The organism is Pontibacter beigongshangensis, from assembly GCF_014332515.1.
In the GTDB taxonomy this organism is placed as follows: domain Bacteria; phylum Bacteroidota; class Bacteroidia; order Cytophagales; family Hymenobacteraceae; genus Pontibacter; species Pontibacter beigongshangensis.
This window is the reverse complement of the sequence record NZ_VFSD01000021.1, coordinates 16,589-43,200: the sequence shown is the minus strand read 5'-3', so window position 1 is coordinate 43,200 and position 26,612 is coordinate 16,589. Positions and strand designations below refer to the sequence as shown.

The following is a 26,612-nucleotide window of genomic DNA, read 5'->3' as shown; positions in this document are numbered from 1 at the left end:
TTCAATAAACAGATTGGAGGAGCCTTAGCAACCTCTCACGAGAAAGCCTTTCTGAAGCCTGGAGGCTGCCAAACAACTCTTTCACCTCGCTCCTATTCTCACTATTAGGCAACGCAAAATATAGATCCGTTGAGAAGTTTTTAAATATTTAAAGATCAATGATTTGAATGGTAAGGAACAATTGGGAAGTTAACCTGCGTTAAGCAAGAACATCAGCAGCAGACAACTTCATTGGAAAGTTATTTTCTGAATAATTTGGGTAGGAAAAGTGCCTATGAGGCTTTAGCGCGGAAATTTACATACACCACCATATACGCTTCTCACTAACTTTTATTTATTTACTATAACATTTAAATAAGTTTGAATTACATTACATAATCATTCTTGTTTTCAGATTCTTTGCTACTAAAATGTTTAAAGGTGCCTGTATAAAGTTGTTGTTACTTATGCTTTGCTGTATAATGGCAACACAAGCTCGTGCCCAGATTAAATGTAAGATAGAGCGATATTCCACAGAAGACGGTTTGTCTCATGATGGCGTGATGGGAATACTCAAAGACCAGGAAGGCTTTATGTGGTTTGGCACCTGGGATGGCATCAACAGGTTCGATGGGCATAACTTTATTACTTACAAAGCCTACCCGGGCGATAACTCCAGGCTCAGGAATAATAGAATCGGAGAAATTGTGGAAGATCAGGCTGGTTTTTTGTGGCTGACAACTTACGATAACCAGGTATACCGATTTGATAAGAAAACAGAGCAATTTTTTGCTGTAGCGGAGCTGCTACAGCAAAAGGGTATTTCCAATATCGCTTTCAACAAGATTATTCCTGCAGAGCGCGGCATTGTATGGTTAACTACAAGTAACCAGGGCGTATTCTGCATAAAAAAGTCTGGTTCGTCTAAGCCGGAGATTATCCGGTATGCCATCAATCAGCCAGTGGGTAAAAGGCTTGCTTCCAATAAAATAACTTTCCTGTACCCAGACCAGCAAAACACAGTCTGGATAGGAAGTTCCAAAGGGCTCAATCGGCTTGCTGCCAAGGAAGGAGGTACTTACTTGAACCTGGGTGTGCTCTCAGATTCGTTGAGCAAGTTTAGTTATACCTCTGTTGCGGAAGACAGGGGCAAAATTTGGTTCGGGACAAATAGCGGTTCCTTGGTTCTGTTCGATAAAAAGACAAAGTCATTTGTAAAGCGAAAAGTTTGCGACAGTAAAATAAACGCCATGTGTTTATCAAAAAAGAGAGATGTGCTCTACCTGGTAAATCCTGAAGGCCAACTAATTACTGTCAATACCTCCGATCTAAGCGCCTCTACGGCTACTATGGGCGGTAAAGGTGCTTTCTTGTCTGTTTTTGAAGATAGTGCAGGGCGCTTATGGATTCAGCCTGAATTTAAGGGTGCCATTAAGTATGATCCTGCTTCCGGAACCTTCAAGTACTTCTCCCAAACAATAGATGTTACCTTTCATCCTTCATTAAAGAATTTTAAAGTTATCGAGGATCATAAAAAGAGAGTGTGGGTCTGTATGCAGGGGGGAGGTTTCGGGTACTACGATCCGGCTGAAGATAACATAAAACACTTCTATAACGAGCCTGGTAGCATAGATCATCGGTTTTCTAACTATGTCACCAGCCTTTATTTAGATAAGACGGGCGTGCTCTGGCTGTGTACCAATGACAGGGGGATCAATAAAATAATTTTCCAGGAAAATTATTTCGACTACAGAATGTTAGTCCCCAATTCAGCCAATGATTCTGACAACGAAATAAGAGGATTATATAACGACAGTAAAAACAGAGTCTGGCTGGCAGCCAAGTCAGGTAAGCTGTTGGTGTATGATCAGCATGGCCTTGTTAAACATAGCTTTTTAAATGCGCCGAAACAAGGCATAGGCATCGTATACACCATTACCGAAGACAGTAAAGGAAATATGTGGCTTGGCACCAAAGGCAATGGTCTTTTTAAGGCGGAACCAATAGGGCAGGGCAATACCTCCTACCAACTCACGCAATACTTACCGGATCAGAACGACATTTACAGTTTGAGCGGCGAAATGGTCTATGCTATTCTCGAAGACAGAAAGGGCAGAATCTGGGTAGGCACCTATGGTCATGGTCTTAACCTGGTGGAGGAGTCAGGTGACAGGGTTCGGTTTATTAATGCTAACAATAAGCTAGGCAATTTTAAATTCAACGCGCATAACAAAATCAGGCACCTGAGCGAGGGGGGCCGCGGTGAAATATGGGTAGCGACAACAGATGGTCTGCTGGTGGTTGATCCGGACAAAGAAAATGATTTTCGTTTTTCGCGCTACAGGAGGATTGCAGGCGATAAGTCCAGTCTGGGTAATAACGATGTGCAGTTTGTGTTCAGGGACAGTAAAAACAACATGTGGCTTGGCACATCGGGTGGGGGGCTGAACAAGGCCATAGTTGATAAAAGCGGCATTAAGTTTAAAGTTTACACGAAAGAAGATGGCTTGCCAAACGATTATATCTTAAGCATGGCAGAGGATAAGAACGGCAATGTATGGGTGGCGACGGAGAATGGCGTTTCCAGATTTAATCCGGGCACACAGCAGTTTAAGAACTTTGACTCTTATGATGGCTTGCAACAATCCGGTTTTTCGGAGACTGCAGGCTTAACGTTACAAAACGGCAATTTACTCTTTGGCGCCAGAAACGGATACCTGACCTTTGATCCGCTTGAAATAACGAACCGGAAAGTGGCAGCCAATATGGTATTCACGAATTTCCAGATCAACAACAGAGACATAAGCCTCGGTAGTGCTCATTCGCCCCTGAAGCAGAGTATTAACCACACCGAAAGCATAGAGCTTGCCTATAACGAAAACATAGTAGAAATAGAATATACGATACTGGATTACCATTCCAGCAACAAACTGCACTATGCCTACCGCTTAGTTGGTTTTGATGAGGAATGGCATCAGGTGAAAAACCAGCGGAAAGCCACCTATACCAACCTGCCACCCGGCGACTACCTATTTGAGGTAAAGAGCCAGGACAGTGAATTGTTCGAAGCCTTACCCTATAAAAGATTGGCTATTACCATACACCCGCCCATCTGGCGTACCACGTGGGCGTACGTGCTGTATTTTGTTTTAGCCCTTATCCTGCTTGAGGTAATCAGGAGGGTAGCTTTCTCAATGATAAAGCTGCGGAACAGAATTGCGATCGAGCAAAAACTGACAGAACTCAAGCTCCGGTTTTTCACCAATATTTCGCATGAGCTGCGCACACCACTAACCTTAATCGTAAATCCGATTGAGGCAATCTCTACGCAGGAAGATTTAACGCCAAAAAGCAGGGAATACATTCAGGTGGTGCGAAAGAATACAAACAGAATGGTGCGTTTTATAAACCAACTACTTGACTTTAGAAAAGCGCAAAGCGGTAAAATGAAGCTCCATATTGCGCAAACCGAAATATTGTCCTTTCTAAAAGATATAGGCAGCCATTTTGTAGAAGCGGCCTCCGAGAAACAGATAACACTGGCAGTTACTTCTAAGGTGAAAGAGCTGCCCGCCTGGATAGATGTGGAGAAAATGGATATTGTTATTTATAATTTGCTGTCTAATGCGCTTAAATTTTCTCCTGCCGGGAAGTCTATTACCATGGATGTTGGTTTTAACGAACCAGCTGATTCTTTTACCATTAGAGTGATAGACCAAGGCATGGGTATTCCTGCCGATAAGTTGCGTGATGTGTTTGAGCTCTACTACGAAGGTGACAAAAAAGACGGTAATAACTGGGGAGGTACCGGTATTGGTCTTGCGCTGGCAAAAGAATTGGTTGAGTTACACCACGGGACAATCAAAGCAACTAACAACCCGACAGAGGGCGTGACCATTACCGTTACGCTGAAATCGGGCAAGGATCATTTCAATGCCGATGATGTGGTCTGGTTAGATGCTCCACAGGAGCTAAGCAGAAGGTATATGGTTGCTGAGGAGACACCTGCTGAAGGCAGTAGTGCAGCCAATAACACACTTACATCGGAGACGTTGCCACTGGTATTGATAGTGGAGGACAATCATGAGTTAAGGAGATTTCTGGCCGACCAGCTTACATTGTATTACAAAGTGATAGAGGCTGAAAACGGTGAAGAGGGATTCAGGAAAGCCTTGCAGCAACTGCCGGACCTGGTATTGAGCGATGTGATGATGCCTGAGATGGACGGCATTCAGCTACTCGATAAATTAAAGAACACCTTGGAGACAAGCCATATTCCTGTTATCCTTTTAACAGCCAAAACCTCTGTAGAGCACCAGATAGAGGGATTAAACTATGGGGCTGACTACTACATTACCAAGCCATTTCAAACCGATTTTTTGCTTGCCACCGTTAAAAACCTGCTCCATCAGCGAAAGAAAATATTTGAGAACCTGCTGGGAGATAAAAGAACCATTGACCTGAGCCCCGGAGAGATTGTGATTACCTCAAAAGACGAGGCCTTCCTGAAAGAGATCATACACATAGTGGAAGACGGTATGTCCAATCCGGAGTTCAACATCGATACAGTGGCAGAAACGGTAGGTATGGGAAGGACCACCTTTTACAAAAAGTTTACCAGCCTCACGGAGCTGGCTCCCGTAGAGTTTGTGCGGGAAATGCGGCTAAAGCGGGGTAAGCAACTTATGGATGCTGGCGAAACCAACATCTCTGAAATAGCATACGCTGTCGGGTTTAACAATGCCGGCTATTTCAGCACCTGTTTTAAAAAGCAATACCAGGTTACGCCCACAGCATATCTTAAATCCATGGACAAGGCGCTAAATCATTCATAAAGGAAGAGGGAGGTGGTGCTGCCACCATTCTCTTGAAAACCTGATCCCAAATTATATTTCCCGTGGCTATACGGCAGCCGACTTTGTTTGGTCGCCGTATAGCCACGGGTTTTTATTTTTTACAGACTGCGTCCCCGGTGGCCTGAAGTACTTGCTTCTAATTGATATAACCGGTCTTTTTAGCGCTGCATGACGATTTTTAAAAGCATTTTGACAATTTTTTAAATCCTGCTCCCTACTGCCTGCCTATATTTGCCTATCAGCATCATTTGAAATATGTACAAATATTAGTTAGTGATATCTTGTTTAAATTAGGTAAGTGTGGCAAAGCGTGAGGGGAGAATTACCGGAGAAGTCGGCAGGCTTTAGTACCTGCAGTCTTTGAGTTAGCAACAGTTAACTTACCGCCAGGCCGGGGCAAACACTGGGAGGTAATGGCTCTGGAGCAGGAGCATCAGCAGCTGCAGAAAGCTCCGGAAGACACTTTTTATTCAAAAAAAATCAACAGGTTGAACAGTAAAGGCTTTGGATGCACTGCTTCTGCTGTTTCCGGAACATAGCCTGAAGAGAAGCTAAAAGCACAACAATGAATAAAATTATCTGCATATTATTAAGCTTGCTGTATGTTGGCGTGGCGACTGCACAGCAGGCAGACTTTCCCCGGGATACATCCTACACCTTATCCGGCACCTATGAGAAGATGAAGAAACATCACCCCTTCATCAGGCCGGTTCTGCCTGCTTTGCCAAAGGGAGTTAAAAGTGCGGAGAGCATCGTCTACAGAACGCTCGGTAACAGAACGCTCCACCTGGATGTGTTCTACCCGGCAAAGAAATCTAAGAAAGGCTACCCGGGCGTGTTGCTGATCCATGGTGGAGGCTGGCGCTCCGGAGACAAAACATTGGAGTGGCCCATGGCGCAGCAGTTGGCTGCCCAGGGCTATGTAACAGTGGCAGTAGAGTACAGGCTCTCGCTGGAGGCTCCTTATCCGGCAGCGGTACACGATTTAAAGGCTGCCCTGCGGTGGATGCGCGCGCATGCTCGTGAGTACAAACTGGATACGACAAAAATTGCCACCTATGGCACCTCCGCAGGCGGGCAGCTGGCAGCGCTTCTGGGTACCACAGGCGACTTAGAAATGCTGGAAGGGCAGGGGGAGCATCTAAACCATTCCAGTGCGGTGCAAGCCATAGTAGACATAGACGGCACATTGGCCATGAAGCATCCTGAATCAACAGAGGGGATTTATGCGGAGCAGTGGTTAGGAGGTCTGTCTAAAGATATACCAGATACCTGGGCAGAAGCATCAGCCCTTACCCATACCGGGAAAAATACACCACCCATCCTGTATGTAGCCAGTTCCCATCCACGCTTTCTGGCTGGCAGAGGAGATATGATCAGGATACTGGAGAAGGAAGGAATATATAATGAGTCATACTTTATACCTGATACGCCGCACACCTTCTGGCTCTTTGAGCCATGGTTTACACCTACTCTGAAATACACGACTAACTTTCTGAACAAGGTCCTCAAAGAGAAGTCAGTGGTTACGCAGGTGAAAAAATAAACTGTAGTGAGATAATAAATAAACTGTAGTGAGCTAATACATAAGTAGGTGAATTATTTTGCCATAACTCAGATGTAAAGTCTCCCAAGGCAAACTTATAAGCACCAGGTGTAGCAGAGCATAGAAAGGTCTCTGAATTGCCTTTTCATTAGAATAATTGAAATAATTGAATCTAAGATGGTGCGACCTACTTCCTTAATAAGTGTTATTCCGTGGCAACAGGCCGCTTTACCTTAATTGAAAGATGATTTCAATTGCTACAGGCTGTAAACTAATTAGTCACGAGCGGAAATTCTCGGGCCATTTTAATTTTCACACTCTTACCATGACCAACATGAAAATATGCTCAACGCTCCTTTTGTTACTATTTACTCTGTTCAATTTGGATAACCTTTACGGGCAGTCGGAGACACAAAAATTTTCATGGAGTAATCTACCGAAAGTTGCTGCCCCTGCCTTCAAAAGCGACACATTCAACATTGCACAGTTTGGTGCAAAGCCAGATGGGCTTACACTGAACACGGAGAATATTAACAACGCTATTAAAGCCTGCAGCAACAAAGGGGGAGGAGTAGTGTTGGTGCCTGGTGGTGTTTGGGTAACAGGTCCGGTCGTGATGCAGAACAATGTTAATCTGCACATCAGCCGAAATGCCATGCTGCTTTTCACAAACGATTTTGATCAATATGCGCTTGTAAAAGGAAGTTATGAAGGAAAACCTTCTATGCGTAACCAATCGCCAATCTCCGGAACTAACCTGCAGAACATAGCCATTACAGGCAAGGGCATCATAGATGGAAACGGGGATTCCTGGCGCATGGTCACTAGAGATGCCCTGACAGAACGTGAATGGAAAGCCAAAATAGCCAGTGGTGGTTTGGTAAGTGAAGACGGTAGAACTTGGTTTCCTTCTGAAAAAACGCGCAGAGGACAAAGTATGAGAGGTCAGAGCTTGGCCGATCCGGGTGCCATAGTGCCTGGCAAAACCGAAAAAAACTATGATGATGTAAAAGACTATCTGCGCCCTACACTGCTCAATCTAACCTCCTGTAAAAAAGTGCTATTGGAAGGCGTTACATTCCAGAACTCGCCAGCCTGGGGGTTGCACCTGCTCATGAGCGAAAATATTACGCTCCGTAATGTATTTGTCAAGAATCCGGATTATGCCCAGAATGGCGATGGGGTAGATGTGGAGTCCTGTAAAAATGTGTTGATGGAGGGCTGCACCTTCGATGTAGGGGATGATGGCATCTGCATAAAATCCGGAAAGGATAAACCAGGGCGTGACAGAGGCATGCCTACAGAGAATGTTGTGATACGGAACTGTGTGGTATACAAAGGGCACGGAGGCTTTGTGGTGGGCAGCGAAATGAGCGGTGGCGCCCGCAACATCTTTGTCACGGACTGCAGCTTTGTAGGCACCGACAAAGGCCTGCGGTTTAAAACAGCGAGAGGCCGGGGAGGTGTGGTAGAGGATATTTACATGCGGAATATCTATATGAAGGATATCGTGGACGAGGCGATCTATTTTGATATGTACTACTTTACAAAGCCACCTGCTCCGGGCGAAAAAGTCGAAACACCTGCTGTGACAGAGGAAACGCCGCAGTTCAGAAATATAGAGATCAGCAATGTTGTGTGTAATGGAGCCAGAAAAGGGATATTTATCAGAGGGCTGCCTGAAATGAGCGTCAAAAACATCAGCATCACCAATGCTGTGCTGAAGTCTACTATGGGTGCAGAAGTAATAGAGGCAGAAAATATCACCATAAAAAAAGTTTCCTTACATACTTCTGAAACGAACCCGGTGGTATATGTTGAGAACAGCCGCACTGTGCTGGTGGATGATCTAACTTATAATAAGAAGACCAACCTGCTGATTAAAGTGAATGGCAATCGAAGCAAAAATATCAAAGTATCAAACACAAATACTTCCAATTCTGTCAATAAAGTGGAAGCCATGAATGGAGCGAGAACAAAATCAGTACAATTACACTAACAGAACTATGAAGAATAACATAAGATATATCCTTTTGCTTCTGGCCCTTGTTGGGTTTGCTTTTAGTGGCCCAACACCAAAGCGCCAGATTTTTCTCGTAGGAGATTCTACTATGTCAGAAAAGCGAGTTACAGCCTACCCCGAAACAGGCTGGGGCATGATGTTCTCGAAGTTCATAGATACCAGCAATACCGTTATCTACAACCACGCGCAGAACGGGCGCAGCACCAAATCATTTGTGGAAGAAAACCGGTGGGCGCCTATTGTGGATAAACTTCAGCCAGGCGATTTGGTGCTGATCCAGTTCGGGCATAACGACGAAGTACCTACTAAGCCGCAGGCAACCACCCAAAAGCAGTTCCAGATAAACCTGGCGAAGTACATACGCGATACCAAAGCGAAAAAAGCCATTCCGGTGCTGATCACGCCTGCAGCCAGGCGAAGCTTTGATGCCGAAGGAAATCTACAGGATACGCATCAGGTGTATTCGGCGCTGGTTCGGAAGGTTGCCAAAAAGGAGGGCGTGACACTAGTTGAACTGGATAAAAAAAGTCAGGCCGTATTAGAATCCTTTGGCCCCGAAAATTCCAAATGGCTGTTTAACCACCTAAAGCCAGGCCAACATCCTAACTACCCAGAAGGCAAAGTAGACGATACGCATTTTAGTGAACTGGGAGCCCGCAAAATGGCAGAAATAGTGTACAAAGAACTCAACTCGCAGAACCCTGGCGGAATAGCGGTTCATTTTTTCAAACCAGTACCCAAAAAATAAACTGATTATGATGCAAATATTTCATAAAGTAGCCGCTTTGGCCATGGTATTAGCCTTAAGTTCTTTTGTGCTGTCGGAGCCGGCGAAAATAACTGTTTACCTTATCGGAGACTCCACCGTTTGTACACAACCTGTTTCGCAGGCCCCTGTTACTGGCTGGGGAACTCCTTTTGCCGTGTTTTTTAATCAAGATGTGACCGTAGAGAACCATGCCAGAGGGGGGAGAAGCACCAGGACCTTCCTAAGTGAGAACCGCTGGCAACCCATAGAGCAGGCGCTAAAGCCAGGCGATTACGTTTTTATGCAGTTCGGCCACAACGATGAGGCGAAAGAAGAGATTTACAAAGCCCGATACACTTCGCCGGAAGATTACCGCAAAAACCTGATCCTATTTGTCTCCGAAACCAAGGCAAAAAAGGCGCACCCGGTACTGGTAACTCCTGTTTCGCGACGCAAATTTAGTGAGGATGGCAAGGCCCTGGAGACGCACGTGGAGTATTCTAAGGTGGTAGCCGAAGTGGCAGAAGCAGAAAAAGTACCCCTGATAGACCTTGACACCAGAAGCCGACAATTGTACGAGTCTTTTGGCCCGGAACATTCCAAGTTGCTGTTCAATGTTTCGGAAGCAGGTACCAATCCGCAATTTCCGAACGGTATTAGCGACAATACCCATTTCAGTGAATTCGGTGCAAGGTTATTAGCCGAATTAGTTTTAGATGAGATGAAAAGATCGGACCTTGAGCTGCTGAAGTGGGTTGTAAAGCCTGATAAAAAGAAATAAAAGCTTTAAGTTTCGTAAACTTTCTTTAAAAATACGATGGTAAACAAATTAGTAGGAGTATTTCTTTTCATTTTTCTTATCGCGCATCACAGTTTCGCTCAAAAAACTTACCCGCCTACACTAACGGTGGCACAAGATGGCAGCGGCGATTATAAAACTATACAGGAAGCTGTAAATTCTGTTCGTGATTTAGGCAAAGAGCGGGTGCGTATCTACATAACAGCAGGAACTTATAATGAAAAAGTAATCGTTCCTTCCTGGAAAACAAACATCTCCCTGATTGGCGAAAGCCCGGAATCTACCATTATTACCGGAAATGATTATTCGGGCAAGCCGGTCGCAACAGGTAAAGACCGTTATGGACTAGCAGAGTATTCTACCTACACTTCTTATACGGTGCTGGTGCAGGGTAACGATGCCATACTGGAGAACCTGACGATTGAGAATACGGCAGGCCGTGTGGGGCAGGCTGTGGCACTGCATGTGGAAGGCCTCCGGGTCGTTGTGCGAAACTGCCACCTGCTGGGGAACCAGGATACACTCTTTACAGCAAAGGAAGAAAGCACCCAATATTACGAAAACTGCCTGATAGAGGGCACCACAGATTTCATCTTTGGCGAGGCAACCTGTGTTTTCAGGAACTGCACCATCCGCAGCCTGGCAGATTCCTATATTACGGCTTCGGCACAAAGGCAATCGCAGCAGTTTGGCTATGTGTTTATAGACTGCAAACTGGTAGCAGCTCCCGGGGTTGAAAAGGTGTATTTAGGCCGGCCCTGGCGCCCCTATGCTCAAACTGTATTTATCCGGACAGAGATGGGGCCTCACATAAGGCCTGAAGGTTGGCATGCCTGGCCAGGCGACAAAATGTTCCCTGACAAAGAAAAAACGGCTTTTTATGCAGAGTTTCAAAGCTCAGGAGCTGGGGCACCGTCGGGGCAGCGTGTTGCTTGGTCGAAGCAGCTTTCGCAAAAAGAGGCGAAGACACACACCCTGGAAAACATTTTCGGGCGTGATAACAAGTGGTACCTGCCAGAGGCAGGCCAGTAAGCTGGCCCCAACATATTAAAAATCCAAAAGCTCCGGTGGCTGTTCTTTTACATCAGCGTATTTTCACTTGCATCCGGCAAAACCTGCCCTCAGTACCTGCAAGTAAGATCTGCCGCAGAAAAGCCTGATCAGCAACAGCATCAGAGGAGACTTTTGCCGAGCATTTGAGCGGGCTCTGGAATTAACAGGCGAAAAACTGCGGTGGTTCGACCTGAAGCGTAGGGGTAAACTGGTGGAGCGCATGAGGAAGTATAACCCTGATGCTGCTCCAAGCATCCAGGATTACCACACCCTGCGCCCATTGCCTCAGATCGAAATTGATGTATTGCAGAATAAGGAGGAGTTTAAACAAGATCCTGGTTATAACTAGATTTTGGAGTAGATGCGTCATCTCCTGAACTTAATGAGGATGTAAAAATAGTAGAACCTCCGGTTTTGGAAATTTCAATACTGCTTATACCGGAGGTTCTACTGTTTTTATACATTTGGCCATGCCATCGTTTAAATCAGTATCAGCCATTACGGGCTGAACTGCACCAGGTAAGCCTTAGGGGAGGTAAGAGGCTTTTGTTCTCCTAAATACAGAAAAGTTATATCGAATCGCATAAACCTCCCTCCAATTAAGGCTTATCTTCTTGTCATCCTATGATAGATGTTGTGGGCGTATACTATTTGGTATTCCCTTATCAGCAGCAGAAGCAGCAGAGTATTGTGAAACCTCCGGAAGGCTTTTTTGATTAGAAAAATTTCCAAAATACCGACCAATTTGGCTCCTGTTGAATTGGTGCGGGAATGCGGGCTAAATAAGGATATAAATCAGGAAGTACAGGTGAAGGTGCTTTTTGTTTATATTGTATATTTTCTAGGTTTGCGCATAGCAGCCTTTTTCAGCGTATGTTTTAAATGTTTTACCAAGTTACTCCAGTGGAATATTTAAAGCCATCAACGGCTCCTCTGGTTTAAGTATCGTTTAGCTCAATATTGGGGGACAAGGCTATTCTTCTCATGCAGCTACGGCAGCAAGATCTCTGTTGCTGCCGTAGCTACATGGCTTTTCGGCTATACAGGCTCCACATCTTCTATCTTCAAATCAGGTAACATTAGGTGCTTGAATTTTTGTTTTAAACGCTTTTTGATGATTTTTATAAGGATTTCACCAATTTTTAAAACTCTAATCTTTCCGGTCTGTCTATATTTGTCTGGCAGCAATAGGTTAAATAATATACGATTGTTTGTTAGTGCTGAATTTTAACTAACGTTCGTGCAGGGTATTAAGAAGATGCTGCTGCGAAACATATCCGGTTGAGGTGGTAGCTTCAGAACATAAGCTAAATGAGGCAATTCCTCAAGTCCTGGCAAGCTGGTATTAAATAGAGGGCCTTGTAGTAAATGTGATTTTATTATAAGTTAATGTTGGGGGAACACTTGAAAAGGTAATATGATGGAACATAAAAAAGGAAAGGTGCAAAGACAAATAATAATCTACTACTGATCAGTGAAATCAATCCTGATGAATCGCTTTATAAAAATAAATGAATCCTGTTAAATATATATTTTTTAATGTATGAGAAGAGCACTACTTAAGAAAACAAGGTATGTATTGATGCTGCCTTTTTTCTTTTTAGCAATGACTACAGCATACGCTCAGGATTTTTCCGTGAGCGGGAAAGTTGTGGATGAGAAAGGGGAGGGGCTGCCAGGTGTTACAGTCCTGCTGAAAGGTACTTCTACAGCTACACCAACAGATAATGATGGTAACTATACCCTTTCTGCCCCGGACGGAAGAGGGACGCTCGTTTTTTCTTTTGTAGGTTTCCAGATGCAGGAGGTGCCAATTAATAATAGGTCCACTGTTAATGTAACAATGGCTTCTGATGCGAAAGCACTGGACGAAGTGGTAGTAATTGGCTATGGAACTGTAAAGAAATCTGATGTAACAGGCTCTGTCGTTTCACTGAAAAGTGAAGAACTTAGAGAGGTGCCATCTGCGAACGTGCTGGAAGCCGCCCAGGGTAAAATTGCCGGCGCCGATATTGTACGTAACAGCGGCCAAGCTGGAGCGGGCGTTTCTATCCAGATTCGTGGTGTTCGTTCTGTTGCTGGCGGAAGCAATCAGCCGCTGATTATTGTGGATGGAGTCCAGTATCAAAGAATCGAGGATATCAACCCGAATGATATTCAGTCGATGGAGATTCTGAAAGATGCTTCTGCAACTGCTATTTACGGCTCCAGAGCTGCTAATGGTGTTATTTTAATAACTACCAAAAAAGGGCTAAGTGGAAAACCTGAGGTTACCTTTAATAGCTATGCCGGTGTGTCGCAGGTTACGATGTATCCGAAAGCGATGGGCCTGGATGAATTTGTAGCCATGAGGCGAGAAGCATTCAGAGCTGCTGGCCTGTGGAACAGCCCGGCAGATGATGCCGTTGCTTTTCAGGGAAATGGAGAACTGGATGCGGTGCAAAATCGCATCTGGACTGACTATCAGGATGAATTGCTGCACAACGGTATTCAGCAGGATTACCAGGTTGGTTTACGCGGTGGTTCCGATAAGTTGAAAGCCTATATGTCGTTAGATTATTTTAATGAAAAAGGTGTATTGAAAATGGATGAGCTCAAACGCTACACTGGCCGCCTAAACCTGGATTATTCTGTAAATGACTGGATAACGGCAGGTATGCAGAGTCAGGTAACGTATTACGATCAGAGCATCAGGAGAGATCCGTTAAACCAGGCAAACAAAGTAAGCCCTCTGGGCGCCATGTATGATGCGGAAGGCAACTTCAATTACCTGTTAATCGACGGGCAAACCGTTCATCCGCTTGCTGATGAACAGCCTAATGTGTATACCAATGCCATGGATAATACGCGCTTGCTGGCAAATGCTTATCTGGAAGTAAGGCCAATTACGGGACTGTCGTTGCGCAGTACATTCGGTGCCACTTTAGGTTACAGCAGAAATGGCATCTATGCCTCTCCGAGGTCGCTCGACAGAGGCCTGCAGGCTAAATCACAATCTACTTACATCGCTAACAACAGTAAAAACATTAACTGGGAAAACGTAGCTACCTACCAGAAGGAGATAGCCGATCATTCCATAACCGTTACGGGCGTAGCTTCTTACGTGGGTTACAATTTTGATGAAGTCAATGCTTCCGGTGTCAACCAGCTCTTGTCTTCTCAATTGTTTTATGCGTTGGAAAACAATTCCGAAGAAGTGAAAATCAGTTCTGATTACCTGGAATCTGATCTTGTGTCATTTGCCGGCAGGGTCAACTACGGCTGGAAAAGTAAATATTTAGTAACCTTAACAGCACGTGCAGATGGCTCATCTAAACTGGCGTCTGGCCATAAGTGGACTCTTTTCCCATCTGCAGCTTTTGCATGGCGATTGATTGAGGAAGACTTTATGCAAGATTTAAATGCGCTGAGTGATCTGAAGCTGAGGGTAAGTTACGGAATTGCCGGAAATGACCCTGGCAACAATTTTATCTACAGCACCCAGAGCCAGCTGCAAAGATTGGCCTACGGTTGGGATAACGTAAACGCCCAGGCCTATACCTATTCCAGAAATGTGGGTAACACCGCGTTAGGGTGGGAATTAACAACTACAAAAAATGCAGGATTGGATTTCGGAATATTAAGCAACCGCATTTCCGGTTCGGTCGATGTTTATGATGCCGTAACCACTGATCTTCTGTTGACCCGCGGCTTGCCCCCTACTGCCGGTGTTACCACAGTTGTTCAGAATATTGGAAAAACGAGGAACAGGGGGGTTGAGGTTTCCGTGGCAACTACAAACATTGAGGGCACTGACTTTACGTGGGCATCCAACTTTACTTTTACAAGAAATAAAGAAGAATTCGTAGAGCTGGTAACCGGACAAGATGACATAGGCAACGGCTGGTTTATCGGATATCCTACCAATGTCTACTACGACTATGAAAAGTTAGGCATCTGGCAAACAGCAGATGCAGCAGAAGCGGAAGAGTTCGGTCAAATGCCTGGGGAAATCAGAGTGAAGGATCAGAATGGTGATGGCAAAATTGACTCACAGAACGACCGCATTATTTTGGGAACGCCCAGGCCTAACTGGAGCGGCGGATTTGACAACACGATTAGATTTAAAGGTTTCGACCTGAGTGCCTTCTTCTTTGCCCGGATGGGACAGATGATCAGGGCCGACCGATATGCTCGTTTTGACCAGCAGGTGACAGGAAACAGCACCGCAGGACTAGACTATTGGACACCGGAGAACCCAACAAACGATTATCCAAGACCTAACCGAAATGGTGGCCTGCAATATTTGTCAACTCTCCCCTACAAGGACGGTTCCTATATCCGGTTGCGCAATGTTTCCCTGGGTTATACAGTGCCTTCAGGTTTGTTGCAAAACACCTTCGTAAGTGGTGTACGAGTATATGCTACCGCCAAAAACCTTTATACTTGGACAAAAGAAAACCTGGATTATGACCCTGAAAGAGGGGGATCTGAGAGCTTCCCGATGACGAAGCTGATCATAGTTGGAATAAATGTAAACCTCTAAAGCACCAGAATCTAAGATGAAGTCTTTATATATCAAAATATCCGCACTGGCAATCCTGATGATCGGTTTTACCTCGTGCGAAGACCAGCTGGAAGAGTACAATCCGGGCGGTTTGACTGCAGAAACTGTTTATACCACGCCAGAAGGATTCGAAACGCTTGTAAATGCAGCTTACTCGTATCAACGCTGGTGGTATGGCAAAGAAGAAGGCTATAATATTGCTGAAACCGGTACCGACCTCTGGACCAGCGGAAGCGGTGATGCATACCCTGACCTGACCCGTTACCTGAATTTGCAGGCTGGCAATGGGGCATTGGCCAACATATGGAGGGAATTTTATGCTGCCATAAACCTCATTAACGGAGGGCTTAATAACATCGAGAACGCTGACCTTTCGCCTCAGGTTAGAAGTGTAAGAGAAGGAGAATTACGTTTTTTACGTGCCTTTTACTATTGGCACATTGTAGAAACCTGGGGAGGCGTTCATTTTACACTATCTGAGACCAATGGAATTGTCTCAACGGCCAATCGCACACCGGTTGAAGCTTTTTACGCACAAATATTCGAAGATCTGGAATATGCGGTACTGAACCTGCCGGTTACGCAACTTCAGTACGGTAGAGCCACCAAGCCTGCTGCACAGGCATTTTTAGCCCGTATGTATCTAACAAGAGGCAGGAATCAGGAAGCCTTAGACATGGCCAAAACAGTGATCAATGAGTATGATTTCCAGTTGTTGCCAGATTACGCGGATCTGTGGCTTATGAGCAATCAGAAGAATAAAGAGGTGATCTATGCCGTAAATTACAACGAAGATCTGGCTCTGAATGACTTGGCTAACTCCAGTTTGAACCCTTATGGCCATGGAAGAGGCAGCAACAGCGGTCATCTCTTATTTTTGATGAAGTATGATAACCTGCCTGGCCTGACACGAGACATTACGAACGGCCGTCCATTTGTTCGTTATGCACCTACCCGTTTTTTACTGGATCTTTTTAATGATGCAGATGCCCGGCATGAAGGATCTTTTAAGCAGTATTGGTTTGCTAATACGCCTACTTCTACTCTTCAGATTGGAGATACAGCGGTTTATATCACAGTTAAAGAAGTGCCTGATAATGTGGAGGCCTCAAAAGACTATCTGATTTTTGACCGTAGTGACACCTATAATCCGGATGGAAGCATAAAGGATAACAACCGTTTTGAGCAACTGTCAAAATTCATGGATCCTACAAGAGCTAGTTTTAATGAAGCTCAGAGTGCCCGGGATGCTTTTGTAATTCGGCTAGCTGAAATGTATCTGATTGCGGCAGAAGCGGAAATGAACCTAAATAATTTAAGCAACGCTGCCGATTACATTAATGTTCTGCGTAATCGTGCTGCCAAACCTGGCCGCGAAGCTGAAATGCAGGTTGCACCAGCTCAGGTAACACTTGATTTCATTCTGGATGAGAGGGCCAGGGAACTGGCGGGAGAGCAATTGAGATGGTTTGATTTGAAGCGTACAGGAAAATTGATTGAGCGCATAAATGCTTATAATCCTGATAATGCGGTACACATACAACCACATCACATACTCCGGCCAATACCACAACAACAGATTGATGCCGTGACAAATAAAGATGAGTTTATTCAAAATCCTGAATATCAATAAGTAATAAATATCTATGCTACAGGTAAGTCCAAAGAGTTCAGGCTTACCTGTAGCATCAATTTATTGATCTTTCCATAGCAAGATATTAGCAGGCCAAACTTGCCAAGTAGCAGCAGCAGCACCGACAGAGGCTCTGGAAGGCCTTTATAAGTAGAACAATATACGTGGGAATACATTCTCCTGTTCCTGTATTTACGTGCGATAAGCATTGGAACTGAAAAAAATACTACTCAATGCCAACGTTGGCTCAGTCCTTTGAACTTGAGCTTCCTACTTGTAATGTAACAAGATTGATCTAGATTATACTGTAGTACTGAAAAGAATTTAAATTATAACAAAAATGTGCATGAAAAAAAAGTTACACAAAAAAGCAAGGTATCTACTAATCCTGCCCTTTTTCATCTTTACAATTGCTCCGACATTTGCACAAGGATTTTTGGTAAAAGGGACAGTTTTTGACGAAAGTGGGCAAGGTATGCCCGGAGTTACTGTTTTGGTTAAGGGAACCAGTACCGGTGCCGCAACTGACAGAGATGGAAAGTATGAATTAAAGGCACCAGCTGGGAATGCTACACTTGTATTTACCTTTGTAGGGTATCGCAGCCAGGAACTGGCTATCAACAACCGGTCAACGGTAAATGTAACGCTTGATCCTGATTCTAAGGCCCTGGATGAGGTCGTGGTAATTGGTTACGGCACTACAAAACGGAAAGACCTAACCGGATCAGTTGCCTCAATTGATGCTGAGAAATTAAAAGATATTCCCGCAGTTTCGGTACTCCAGGCAATTTCCGGGCGCCTGGCAGGAGTTAACATCACCATTCCGGAAGGCTCGCCAGATGCCGATGTAAAAGTACGTGTTCGTGGTGGTGGTTCAATAACACAGGATAACTCACCTTTGTATATCGTAGATGGCTTCCAAGTAAGCAATATCAATGATATTCCAGTTGGCGATATCGAAACAATAGATGTTTTAAAGGATGCTTCTTCTACGGCTATCTATGGTGCTCAAGGGGCAAACGGGGTGGTGCTGGTAACTACAAAGTCAGGAAAGTCCGGAAAATCTGAAATTAATTTCAACACTTATGTGGGGGTAAGCCAAACTTATAAACTTACAGACGTATTGTCTCCTTACGAGTATGTTTATTATCAGAAAGAGCTTGATCCCGGCACCTCTATTACGAGTACTTCCTTTTACAATATGTATGGGTTGTGGGATGATTTAGATATCTACAAATCGAATCCCGGCATTGATTGGCAAGACCAGCTTTATGGAAACACAGGAGTTCAAAAAAACTACAACCTGGGATTCACAGGAGGCGAAAAAACCCTCAGTTATAATCTGAACTACACGCATGATGAAGAGGATTACATCATGCTGAATTCTACGTACAAGCGTGATTATTTCAGCGCGAAGTTAACTAAGAAAATCAGCCCAAAGCTGAGCCTGGATTTTAATTCAAGAATGGCAAACACCGTTATTGCCGGGCCTAGTATTTCCAGTGGAAGGAAATTAAGAGATGGTGTGAAATATGCTCCTGTCAGAAGTTTATCTTTTTTGACTGAAAGTGCTTTGGGTGGTGCGGATGATGTTACCTCTGCTGAAGCATTAAGCTCTCTGAACGACCCTATTTACAACATTGTTAACGAATATAAAAACCAGCATAGGTTTAACCTTACATTTAATGCCGGGTTAAATTGGGATATTACTAAAGGCTTAAAATTTTCAACAAGAGGCTCCTATTCTTTCGATAAGGATTTTACCGATAATATCTGGTTGAGAAACACAGGCGAAGCAAGTGCAAACGGAGGTCAGCCGGTTGCCCGTCGTACCGATGAGAAAGGTATCCGCTGGTCTTTTCAAAATGTCTTATCTTACGACCTCAATCTGAACAAGGATGCACACAGATTCTCCTTTGTGCTAGGGCAGGAGATGATAAATTCTGAGAACAATCGGATGCTTTCCGAGTCAAAATTCTTTCCAAATGACTTTTCTGCAGACGAAGTGCTGGCTATGTGGAATTACGGAACTCCTCAGCCTACTTATACAACCATTGGCGAACCATCCCGCACATCCTCATTCTTCGGTCGTATGAACTATACTTTCAAGGATAGGTATATTTTCACGCTTACTAGCCGGGCAGATGGCAAAAATGTTTTTGCTCCAGGTATGCGTTGGGGACTTTTCCCAGGTGGCGCTTTTGCCTGGAGGCTCTCTGATGAAAGCTTTATGCAACCCACTAAGGATTGGCTGTCTGACGCTAAAGTACGTGTCAGCTATGGTGAGGTAGGTAATGCAAGGGTTGGCTCTTATTGGAGACAGCAGTATGGCTTTGTAAGCTCAAGCAGAAGCCTCTACTATATTGATGAAAAGCCTCAAAGTGCACTTGCAACTGCATCTGTATTGAAGAATGAGAATTTAACCTGGGAAACCACAGTTTCTACCAACCTTGGTTTGGATTTAGGATTCTTTAACAATAGATATACGGTTTCGTTGGATGCCTATGAAAATACCACCAAAGACCTTATACTGGCGGTAGCCTTGCCTTCCAATTCAGGCTATTCTACGCAATATCAGAACATAGGAAGCACCTCTAACAAAGGTCTGGAGCTTTCTGCTTCAGGTTATATCATTGAAAAAAAAGATTTTAGTTTATCTGCCAATTTCAACATTGCCTTTAACCGAAACCAGATTCTGGCATTGGACGGGTCTGATCAGCTTATTGCCTCTTCCGGCTGGGGAGTGGGCATAGGTTCAGACGACTACCGCGCTATCGTTGGCCAACCCGTTGGTTTAATGTATGGTTATGTAGTAGATGGCTTCTACACGTTTGATGATTTCAACTGGGATGATACGCAGAAAAAATGGATTCTAAAGGAAGGTGTGGTTGATGCCTCTTCGGTAATTACTACTTCAGGAAATTATTTTGGACCAGGTCACATCAAGCTGAAGAAACTTAGCGGTGAAGGGACAAAAATTTCTCCGGACGAAGACCGGACTGTAATTGGGAAGGCGCAACCAAAGCACACAGGTGGTTTTACGTTAAATACTGCATTCAAGGGATTTGATTTAAGTGCTATGTTCAACTGGTCTTATGGTAATGATATCTATAATGCTGATAAAATTGATAATACCACTTTTACCGGCTCCAAGAGATACCAGAATTTAAGTTCTATCATGGCACTTTCCGAAAGGTTTACAACCATTGACCCGGTTACAGGAAACAATATCATGTACGGCAACAATGCTGATCCTGATCTTCTACGGGAGCTAAATGCAAATGCTCAAATCTGGTCCCCGATTACCAACTCATCAGTTCTGACTAATTGGGCTATAGAAGATGGTTCGTTTCTACGCCTAAGCAACTTGTCTTTGGGCTATACGCTTCCAACTAACATTTCGAAAAGGATGCTGATGCAAAGACTGCGTGTCTATGTTGCCGGTTACAATTTAAAAGTTTGGACTAATTATACCGGACAGGACCCTGAAGTAGATACCCGGCGTTCGACTCCTTTAACTCCTGGTGTTGGGTATTCAGCTTATCCAAAGGCTAAGAAATTATTGTTTGGTCTTAATGTTACTTTTTAAATAGAAAAGAAATGAAAAAGATATCATTCATACTATCTACTATACTGCTGCTGAATCTTTTTTCATGTAAAGATTACCTGGAGACAGCATCCCCCTCTACTTTGAGCTCAGAAACAGTATTTGAAACTCCCTCCATGACAAAAGCAGCTGTTATGGGACTCTATGGGAAGATGACAGACTCTTATATTTATGGGCAAAAGTTATCGGTTAACTGGCAAGGGGTTTCTGATATCGAATCAAATGGCTCTTTCAGTGAATCTAACTATAATCAGAGTACTAGTGATTATGGGGCAGGTAACTTCTTCGATAATCCATATAACATGACCACTCGCTGGCAAAGCCTGTATCAGTTTGCCGAATTGTCTACTTCAGCAGTGGATGGAATACGTAAATCTCCGATTCTGGAAAGTTCAGCGGCACAGATGCAACCATTACTAGGGGAAGCCTTAACACTCAGAGCATTGGCCTACTTTGAGCTGGTGCGTTATTGGGGAGACGTTCCATTTAAGGTTGAGCCCTCCAGATCTGATTTGGCTAATGTTTATATGAGCAAAACAGACAGAGACACCATCTACAAAAATATCGTACAGGATCTGCAGGAGGCAATACAATATTTACCCTGGTTATATGCTAACGCAGAGTATTCCACAAGCGAGAGAATTACTAAGGGTTTTGCCAAGGGTTTGTTAGCCCGTGTGGCATTATTTGCAGGCGGATGGTCGCTGCGAGACGGTAACATTTTCTCTAACTCTACTGCGGAGCACCATCCTGCCATTCCTGAAAGCAACAGATTTTTTGTAGGGCGTGCTCAGAACTGGCGTGAGTACTACCAAATTGCCGCCCAGCAAAGTGCTGAAATCATCGGAGCCTCTGAGAACCCTCATACACTCGATCCGAATTACCAGAATATCTGGGAGTCAGTTTGCGGGCAAAGGCAAAACAGTTCTAATGAGAACCTTTTTGAGATAGCCTTTGGGTTAGGAAATAATGGTGATATCGGTTCTTTGATGGGATATGCCGTTGACGGCAACTCCAAATATGGAACACGGGGGTTTGGAGGAAGCTATGTAACCTCAACAGCATACTATTTCTATTCTTTTGATAAGGAGGATAAACGCAGAGATGTTACGTTAACCTGGTTGAGATACACAAATCAAAATCAAGAAGCAGTAAGCACCAATCCATTGGACGTGAAGTTTGCCAAATGGAGAATCTACTGGATGTCTGATTCTTATCTGACTATGCACAAAACGGCGACATCTCGTGTCTCTACCGGTGTCAACTGGATTCTCATGCGGTACTCTGATGTTTATCTGATGTATGCCGAAGCAATGAACGAACTTCAGGGGCCAGATGCTGTTAACCCTGCGGCAGGGATATCAGCACAGCAGGCATTGGAAAAAGTGCGTGAAAGAGCATTTGGGTCTGGTTCGCCAAAAATTAAGGCATATGATCCTGATTTCTTCAAAGCCATTGTGAATGAACGGGCCTGGGAATTCGGAGGTGAATCGATACGAAAGCAGGATTTGGTAAGATGGGGGCTTTTATACGACAAAATTGAAGAGATGAAGATGAGTTTGTGTTTGATGTTTGATAACAAGCAGCCTGTCACCATCTTTGACAAAACCTACCAGCCATCTGATTTTCCGCATACTGTATATTACCGCTATAAAGATGCTGAATATATAGACCCTAATTCATTGAACTATTACAGAGAATTACCTGCAAATCCAGGTGGCGATTATCTTTCTGTAACGTGGTTCCCACAAAGTGCACAAAAACCTGAAACCGGTACCAATAAGGACTACGTGAATTGGCCAGTAAGGACTTTGCTGGCCGGCACAGGTCTATACCCTTCTTATGACTATTCAGCCTTTTTGGGTACGCTAACAAATGGAGCGGAGATACAATCGAACCTTGTCCAATATACTATGGGCAACGGGACTTGCTACTACAGGCATCCATTTGCCATCTTCTACGAGGACATTTATGAATCGAAAAATAACCTGCAAAACTCCTTTGGCTATTAGTGTTGCATAAAGAATTGTTTGTCGGGTTCTGAGCAATTATTTAAATGGAATGGGCCTTCCAGAGCTTTCTGCTACTGTTGCTGCCGTTCTTCAATAACCGACAGTTTATTCTTTATGAAGCACCAGTTTATGCCAGGAAAATTGCTACAAATAAGAAAGTTATATGAAAAATATATTTAAAACAATAGTTCTTTTTGCTGCTATTATCTGTTTGATGAGCTGTGAGAAGGACTTCAACGATTGGGGAGTAGAGCCAGGTCATGACAGGCTGTTTAAGTCGCTTGTGTTCGAAGTAGTTGAAGTGGGAGCGACTGACGTAGAAATCAGGTACACAAAATCCGTTTCGGCCGATAAATACTTATTTGAATTCAGTAAGGATAGTCTGCAGTTTAGCAATATTGTGAAGACTGTTGAGGTTTTAGCCGATACTCTGACTCCCTTTGCGAATTCTACAACAGCTACCCGGGTAGAATACAGGACAATCTTTGATGATTTGGATGGAACTACCGGTTATTCTGTACGGATGAAGGGTGTAGACACTTTGACGAACAAAGCATCTGGTTATTCACAGTTCTATTTCAAAACCGGGGAGGAACAGCTTTTTACAGAATGGAATACCTTTACGGACAGGATTCAGATGCTCTGGATACCAACAGATCGTGTAACGAAAATAACGGTAATTAACCCTGCTACCGGTGAGGTGGTGCAGGAGAGAGTTCTTACTGCTGTAGAAAAGGCCAATGCCTCCGCTGTATTAGAAAATCTGGATTCCGGAACTACTTACCAGATAACAATTTATAATAACGATGTTGTAAGAGGAGTCAAAACACTGAAAACTTCCGGATTGGAAGGGGGGGTAATCATAAGTGTTCATCCTGGCGATGTTGTTCCGGACTTGATTTCGGGTGCCGTTGCACAAGGTAAATCTAATATCACTCTACTATTTGATGGAGGTCAAACCTACGACTTAGCCACTTTGACAATTCCCGCTGGCGTGTCAAATCTAAGTTTTACAGGTAAACCTGCTCAAGCCGGAGCCCTACCTAAGTTGAATATACTAGAAGTAAAACTTTCAGATTTAATTTATGGGCAGTTGCTATTTGAGAATATTGAACTGCTTGGTGATATTGGGAAATACCTATTTTCTCTTGGTACAGATAATTTACAGGTTGGGCAATTCAATTTTAAAGGCTGCAGAATTGCAAACTACAGGAGCTTAGTGCGTCTGGGGAATAACCAAATGGATATGAACAAGGTTTTATTTGATAACTGTTTAATAAATAACATAGGAGGCTACGGAGTAGTAAATGTTGGTGGAGGTAATGTACAACTGGATTCAATAGTATTTCAAAACAGTACGCTTACTGAACTTTCAACTCAACTGATGGATGTCCGCACTGCTGTTCCTTATATCTATATTGGCAATTGTACATTCTATAATGTAACAAATGCCTTATCTCAGCTATTACGTTTTGATACCAATGCCTTGCCATTATCAGTTCAAACAGAAGCAAACATTTTAGCGGGTAATAATGCAGGAGCAAAAATCAACTCACTTAGTTTCGACATGACCACTACGGGACTTAATGTTTCTTTTGGAGGAAGCTATATTACAAATGAATTAATCATTAACAGGTATGACTTTGCTAGCATTACCTTATTTAACGGTTCTTCTAATGACTTATTTGTCGACCCGGGAAATAAGAACTTTGCTGTGAAACCGGAATCTGGTTTTGGTGGAAGAGGCACGGCAGGCGACCCCCGTTGGTGGTGATAATGCGAATTGGTTTTTATAGAGGTGCGGTAATTAATGACCGCACCTCTTAACAAAAATCATCATTGTTTAGCATCATCGTCGGATGGTTCTATCCAGTCAAAACTGCTGAATTTATTCTGCTGAATGTTTAGCTGGATATAGGTCTGTTTCAAAATTTTGCTACTCCTTCCACCATAGCCATTGCTCCTCATCTACCAATATTGTTTAAAGGTTACTATAAAAAGATAAAGAGTGAGGGTGTGAAAATTTGGCCAGCTTATTCATCTGTAGTAGATTTTCATGCCAACATTTGCATCCAATGCTTGGAATTCTGCAACAGTAGATAAATATTCTAATTTGGTATTATTAAAAAATATACTGTTATGATTAAATTAAATATATTGATTCTTTTTTTGTTAAGCTGTATTTCTTTACAGGCACAGCAATTAGCTTTTCCGGAAGCCGAGGGTTTCGGCCGGTTTACAACTGGCGGAAGGGGCGGCACAGTGTATGCCGTTACCAACTTGAGCGATTCCGGACCTGGCAGCTTACGGGACGCCGTAACCAGGTTGGGTGCGCGTACTATTGTTTTTAGAATTTCCGGAACCATCTCTCTGAACTCTGCCCTCAACATCAACAACCCCAATATTACCATTGCCGGACAGACGGCTCCTGGTGATGGAATTACCATTAAAAATTACCCCGTCAATGTAAATGCCGACAATGTGATTATACGCTACATCCGCTTCCGGATGGGAGATGAGACACAGCAAGAGGCTGATGCCATTGGCGGCAGGTACCGAAAAAATATTATTGTAGACCACTGTTCCATGAGTTGGTCTACTGACGAGTGTGTGTCGTTCTATGACAATGAAAACTTTACACTCCAATGGTGCATTATTTCCGAAAGCTTGCGCAATTCGCTGCACGAAAAAGGAGCCCATGGCTATGGGGGCATCTGGGGAGGAAAATATTCCTCTTTCCATCACAACCTGCTGGCACACCACGACAGCCGTAATCCTAGGCTTGGCGGTGCCCAAACAGAACTGGTGGATATGCGCAATAACGTTATTTATAACTGGGGTGGCAACAGCGCCTATGGCGGTGAGGCGATGAATGTTAACATTATAAATTGTTATTACAAGCCTGGTCCTGCCACTACTAAAAATGAACGCATATTTTCAATAGATAAAAATAAAACCCCAGGCACTCCAACATCAGATATCTGGGGCAAATTCTATATCACTGGCAACTATGTGGATGGCAGCACCCGCGCCACCAACGACAACTGGACCTATGGTGTTTACAACCAGTTTCATGGCAGTTACGGCACTGTTTCAGAAGTAGATAAGGCTGCTATGCGCATGGCTGAACCTCATCCTGTCAATAACAATGTAACCACCCATACAGCGGAAGAAGCTTTTGAGCTGGTACTGCAGCAGGCTGGTGCTTCTTTGAAACGCGATGCTGTAGATGAGCGTGTTGTCAATACAGTTCGTGACAAAACCTTTACAGCCCCAGGCTCCAGGGGTAGCAACAACGGCATCATTGACTCACAGGCCGATGTGGGCGGTTGGCCGGAACTGCAGTCTTTGCCGGCTCCCACCGACACAGACGGTGATGGCATGCCTGATGCTTGGGAGCAGGAAAACGGCCTCAACTCGAATAGTGCTGCCGACGGTAATACCCTCCATTCCAGCGGTTATACCAACCTGGAAGTATACCTCAACAGCCTCGTTGCCCGAAATGTGACCAGGCTGCCGCAGGAGAAAATGCTTGAGAAAACTGAGATTTATCCGAATCCATCTTCAGGGGCTTCCTCCATTGCCTTTGCACTGAAACAGCAAAGTCAGGTGCGAATTGCGGTAACCGACCTGACAGGGAAACAGGTAAATATACTGCTCAACAGCCGCCTGGCGCCTGGTAACCATGAAGTGAAGTGGAACGGCACCGATGTCAGAGAGAACAGCCTGCCTGCGGGCATTTATCTGGTGTCTGTTCAGACGGAAAATGAACTTATAGTAAAGCGTTTGGCACTGCTAAGAGAATAGTGG

At 44.1% G+C, this 26,612-nt stretch carries 13 protein-coding genes; all 13 read left to right on the top strand.

What is annotated here, in order from left to right; all coding sequences use genetic code 11:
- Window positions 1–461 precede the first annotated feature (461 nt).
- The 13 genes from FJM74_RS16475 (at window position 462) to FJM74_RS16415 (ending at window position 26,609) form a co-directional block, all read left to right on the top strand.
- The gene (locus FJM74_RS16475) at window positions 462–4,814 is read left to right on the top strand and encodes a hybrid sensor histidine kinase/response regulator transcription factor (RefSeq protein ID WP_187263738.1); all 4,353 of its coding nucleotides are present in this window, start codon (window positions 462–464) and stop codon (window positions 4,812–4,814) included.
- Between the two features lie 586 nt (window positions 4,815–5,400).
- Window positions 5,401–6,381, top strand: coding sequence for an alpha/beta hydrolase (locus FJM74_RS16470; protein WP_187263737.1), 981 nt, complete (start codon window positions 5,401–5,403; stop codon window positions 6,379–6,381).
- A 382-nt stretch (window positions 6,382–6,763) separates the two neighbouring features.
- Window positions 6,764–8,380, top strand: a complete 1,617-nt coding sequence (locus FJM74_RS16465) for a glycoside hydrolase family 28 protein (RefSeq protein WP_241739210.1) — start codon at window positions 6,764–6,766, stop codon at window positions 8,378–8,380.
- The gene (locus tag FJM74_RS16460) at window positions 8,346–9,152 is read left to right on the top strand and encodes a rhamnogalacturonan acetylesterase (RefSeq protein ID WP_317175570.1); all 807 of its coding nucleotides are present in this window, start codon (window positions 8,346–8,348) and stop codon (window positions 9,150–9,152) included. The genes FJM74_RS16465 and FJM74_RS16460 overlap by 35 nt, the downstream gene beginning before the upstream one ends.
- A 7-nt stretch (window positions 9,153–9,159) precedes the next feature.
- Window positions 9,160–9,933, top strand: a complete 774-nt coding sequence (locus FJM74_RS16455) for a rhamnogalacturonan acetylesterase (RefSeq protein WP_241739208.1) — start codon at window positions 9,160–9,162, stop codon at window positions 9,931–9,933.
- Between the two features lie 36 nt (window positions 9,934–9,969).
- Window positions 9,970–10,983, top strand: coding sequence for a pectinesterase family protein (locus tag FJM74_RS16450; protein WP_187263734.1), 1,014 nt, complete (start codon window positions 9,970–9,972; stop codon window positions 10,981–10,983).
- A 109-nt stretch (window positions 10,984–11,092) separates the two neighbouring features.
- Window positions 11,093–11,353, top strand: coding sequence for a RagB/SusD family nutrient uptake outer membrane protein (locus FJM74_RS16445; protein WP_187263785.1), 261 nt, complete (start codon window positions 11,093–11,095; stop codon window positions 11,351–11,353).
- A 1,194-nt stretch (window positions 11,354–12,547) separates the two neighbouring features.
- A complete protein-coding gene (locus tag FJM74_RS16440; RefSeq protein WP_187263733.1) occupies window positions 12,548–15,529 on the top strand; it encodes a SusC/RagA family TonB-linked outer membrane protein in 2,982 nt (993 codons plus the stop codon).
- A 16-nt stretch (window positions 15,530–15,545) separates the two neighbouring features.
- A complete protein-coding gene (locus tag FJM74_RS16435) occupies window positions 15,546–17,183 on the top strand; it encodes a RagB/SusD family nutrient uptake outer membrane protein (RefSeq protein ID WP_187263732.1) in 1,638 nt (545 codons plus the stop codon).
- 346 nt (window positions 17,184–17,529) lie between these two features.
- Window positions 17,530–20,772 (top strand): SusC/RagA family TonB-linked outer membrane protein, encoded by a 3,243-nt coding sequence (locus FJM74_RS16430; RefSeq protein WP_187263731.1) that lies wholly within the window; start codon window positions 17,530–17,532, stop codon window positions 20,770–20,772.
- A gap of 11 nt (window positions 20,773–20,783) precedes the next feature.
- Window positions 20,784–22,802: a RagB/SusD family nutrient uptake outer membrane protein gene (locus tag FJM74_RS16425; RefSeq protein WP_187263730.1), complete on the top strand. Its 2,019-nt coding sequence runs from the start codon at window positions 20,784–20,786 to the stop codon at window positions 22,800–22,802.
- 163 nt (window positions 22,803–22,965) lie between these two features.
- Complete coding sequence (locus tag FJM74_RS16420) at window positions 22,966–24,576, top strand: DUF5123 domain-containing protein (protein ID WP_187263729.1); 1,611 nt, start codon at window positions 22,966–22,968, stop codon at window positions 24,574–24,576.
- A gap of 365 nt (window positions 24,577–24,941) precedes the next feature.
- Window positions 24,942–26,609: a T9SS type A sorting domain-containing protein gene (locus FJM74_RS16415; protein WP_187263728.1), complete on the top strand. Its 1,668-nt coding sequence runs from the start codon at window positions 24,942–24,944 to the stop codon at window positions 26,607–26,609.
- The last annotated feature ends 3 nt before the right edge of the window (window positions 26,610–26,612 follow it).

Excerpts from the sequence above, each read along its gene's own strand:
- FJM74_RS16440 (WP_187263733.1), top strand. The coding sequence starts at position 12,548 with ATGAGAAGAGCACTACTTAAGAAAACAAGGTATGTATTGATGCTGCCT.
- FJM74_RS16460 (WP_317175570.1), top strand. The coding sequence starts at position 8,346 with ATGGAGCGAGAACAAAATCAGTACAATTACACTAACAGAACTATGAAG.
- FJM74_RS16455 (WP_241739208.1), top strand. The coding sequence starts at position 9,160 with ATGATGCAAATATTTCATAAAGTAGCCGCTTTGGCCATGGTATTAGCC.
- FJM74_RS16435 (WP_187263732.1), top strand. The coding sequence starts at position 15,546 with ATGAAGTCTTTATATATCAAAATATCCGCACTGGCAATCCTGATGATC.
- FJM74_RS16475 (WP_187263738.1), top strand. The coding sequence starts at position 462 with ATGGCAACACAAGCTCGTGCCCAGATTAAATGTAAGATAGAGCGATAT.
- FJM74_RS16470 (WP_187263737.1), top strand. The coding sequence starts at position 5,401 with ATGAATAAAATTATCTGCATATTATTAAGCTTGCTGTATGTTGGCGTG.
- FJM74_RS16420 (WP_187263729.1), top strand. The coding sequence starts at position 22,966 with ATGAAAAATATATTTAAAACAATAGTTCTTTTTGCTGCTATTATCTGT.
- FJM74_RS16450 (WP_187263734.1), top strand. The coding sequence starts at position 9,970 with ATGGTAAACAAATTAGTAGGAGTATTTCTTTTCATTTTTCTTATCGCG.
- FJM74_RS16430 (WP_187263731.1), top strand. The coding sequence starts at position 17,530 with ATGAAAAAAAAGTTACACAAAAAAGCAAGGTATCTACTAATCCTGCCC.
- FJM74_RS16415 (WP_187263728.1), top strand. The coding sequence starts at position 24,942 with ATGATTAAATTAAATATATTGATTCTTTTTTTGTTAAGCTGTATTTCT.
- FJM74_RS16425 (WP_187263730.1), top strand. The coding sequence starts at position 20,784 with ATGAAAAAGATATCATTCATACTATCTACTATACTGCTGCTGAATCTT.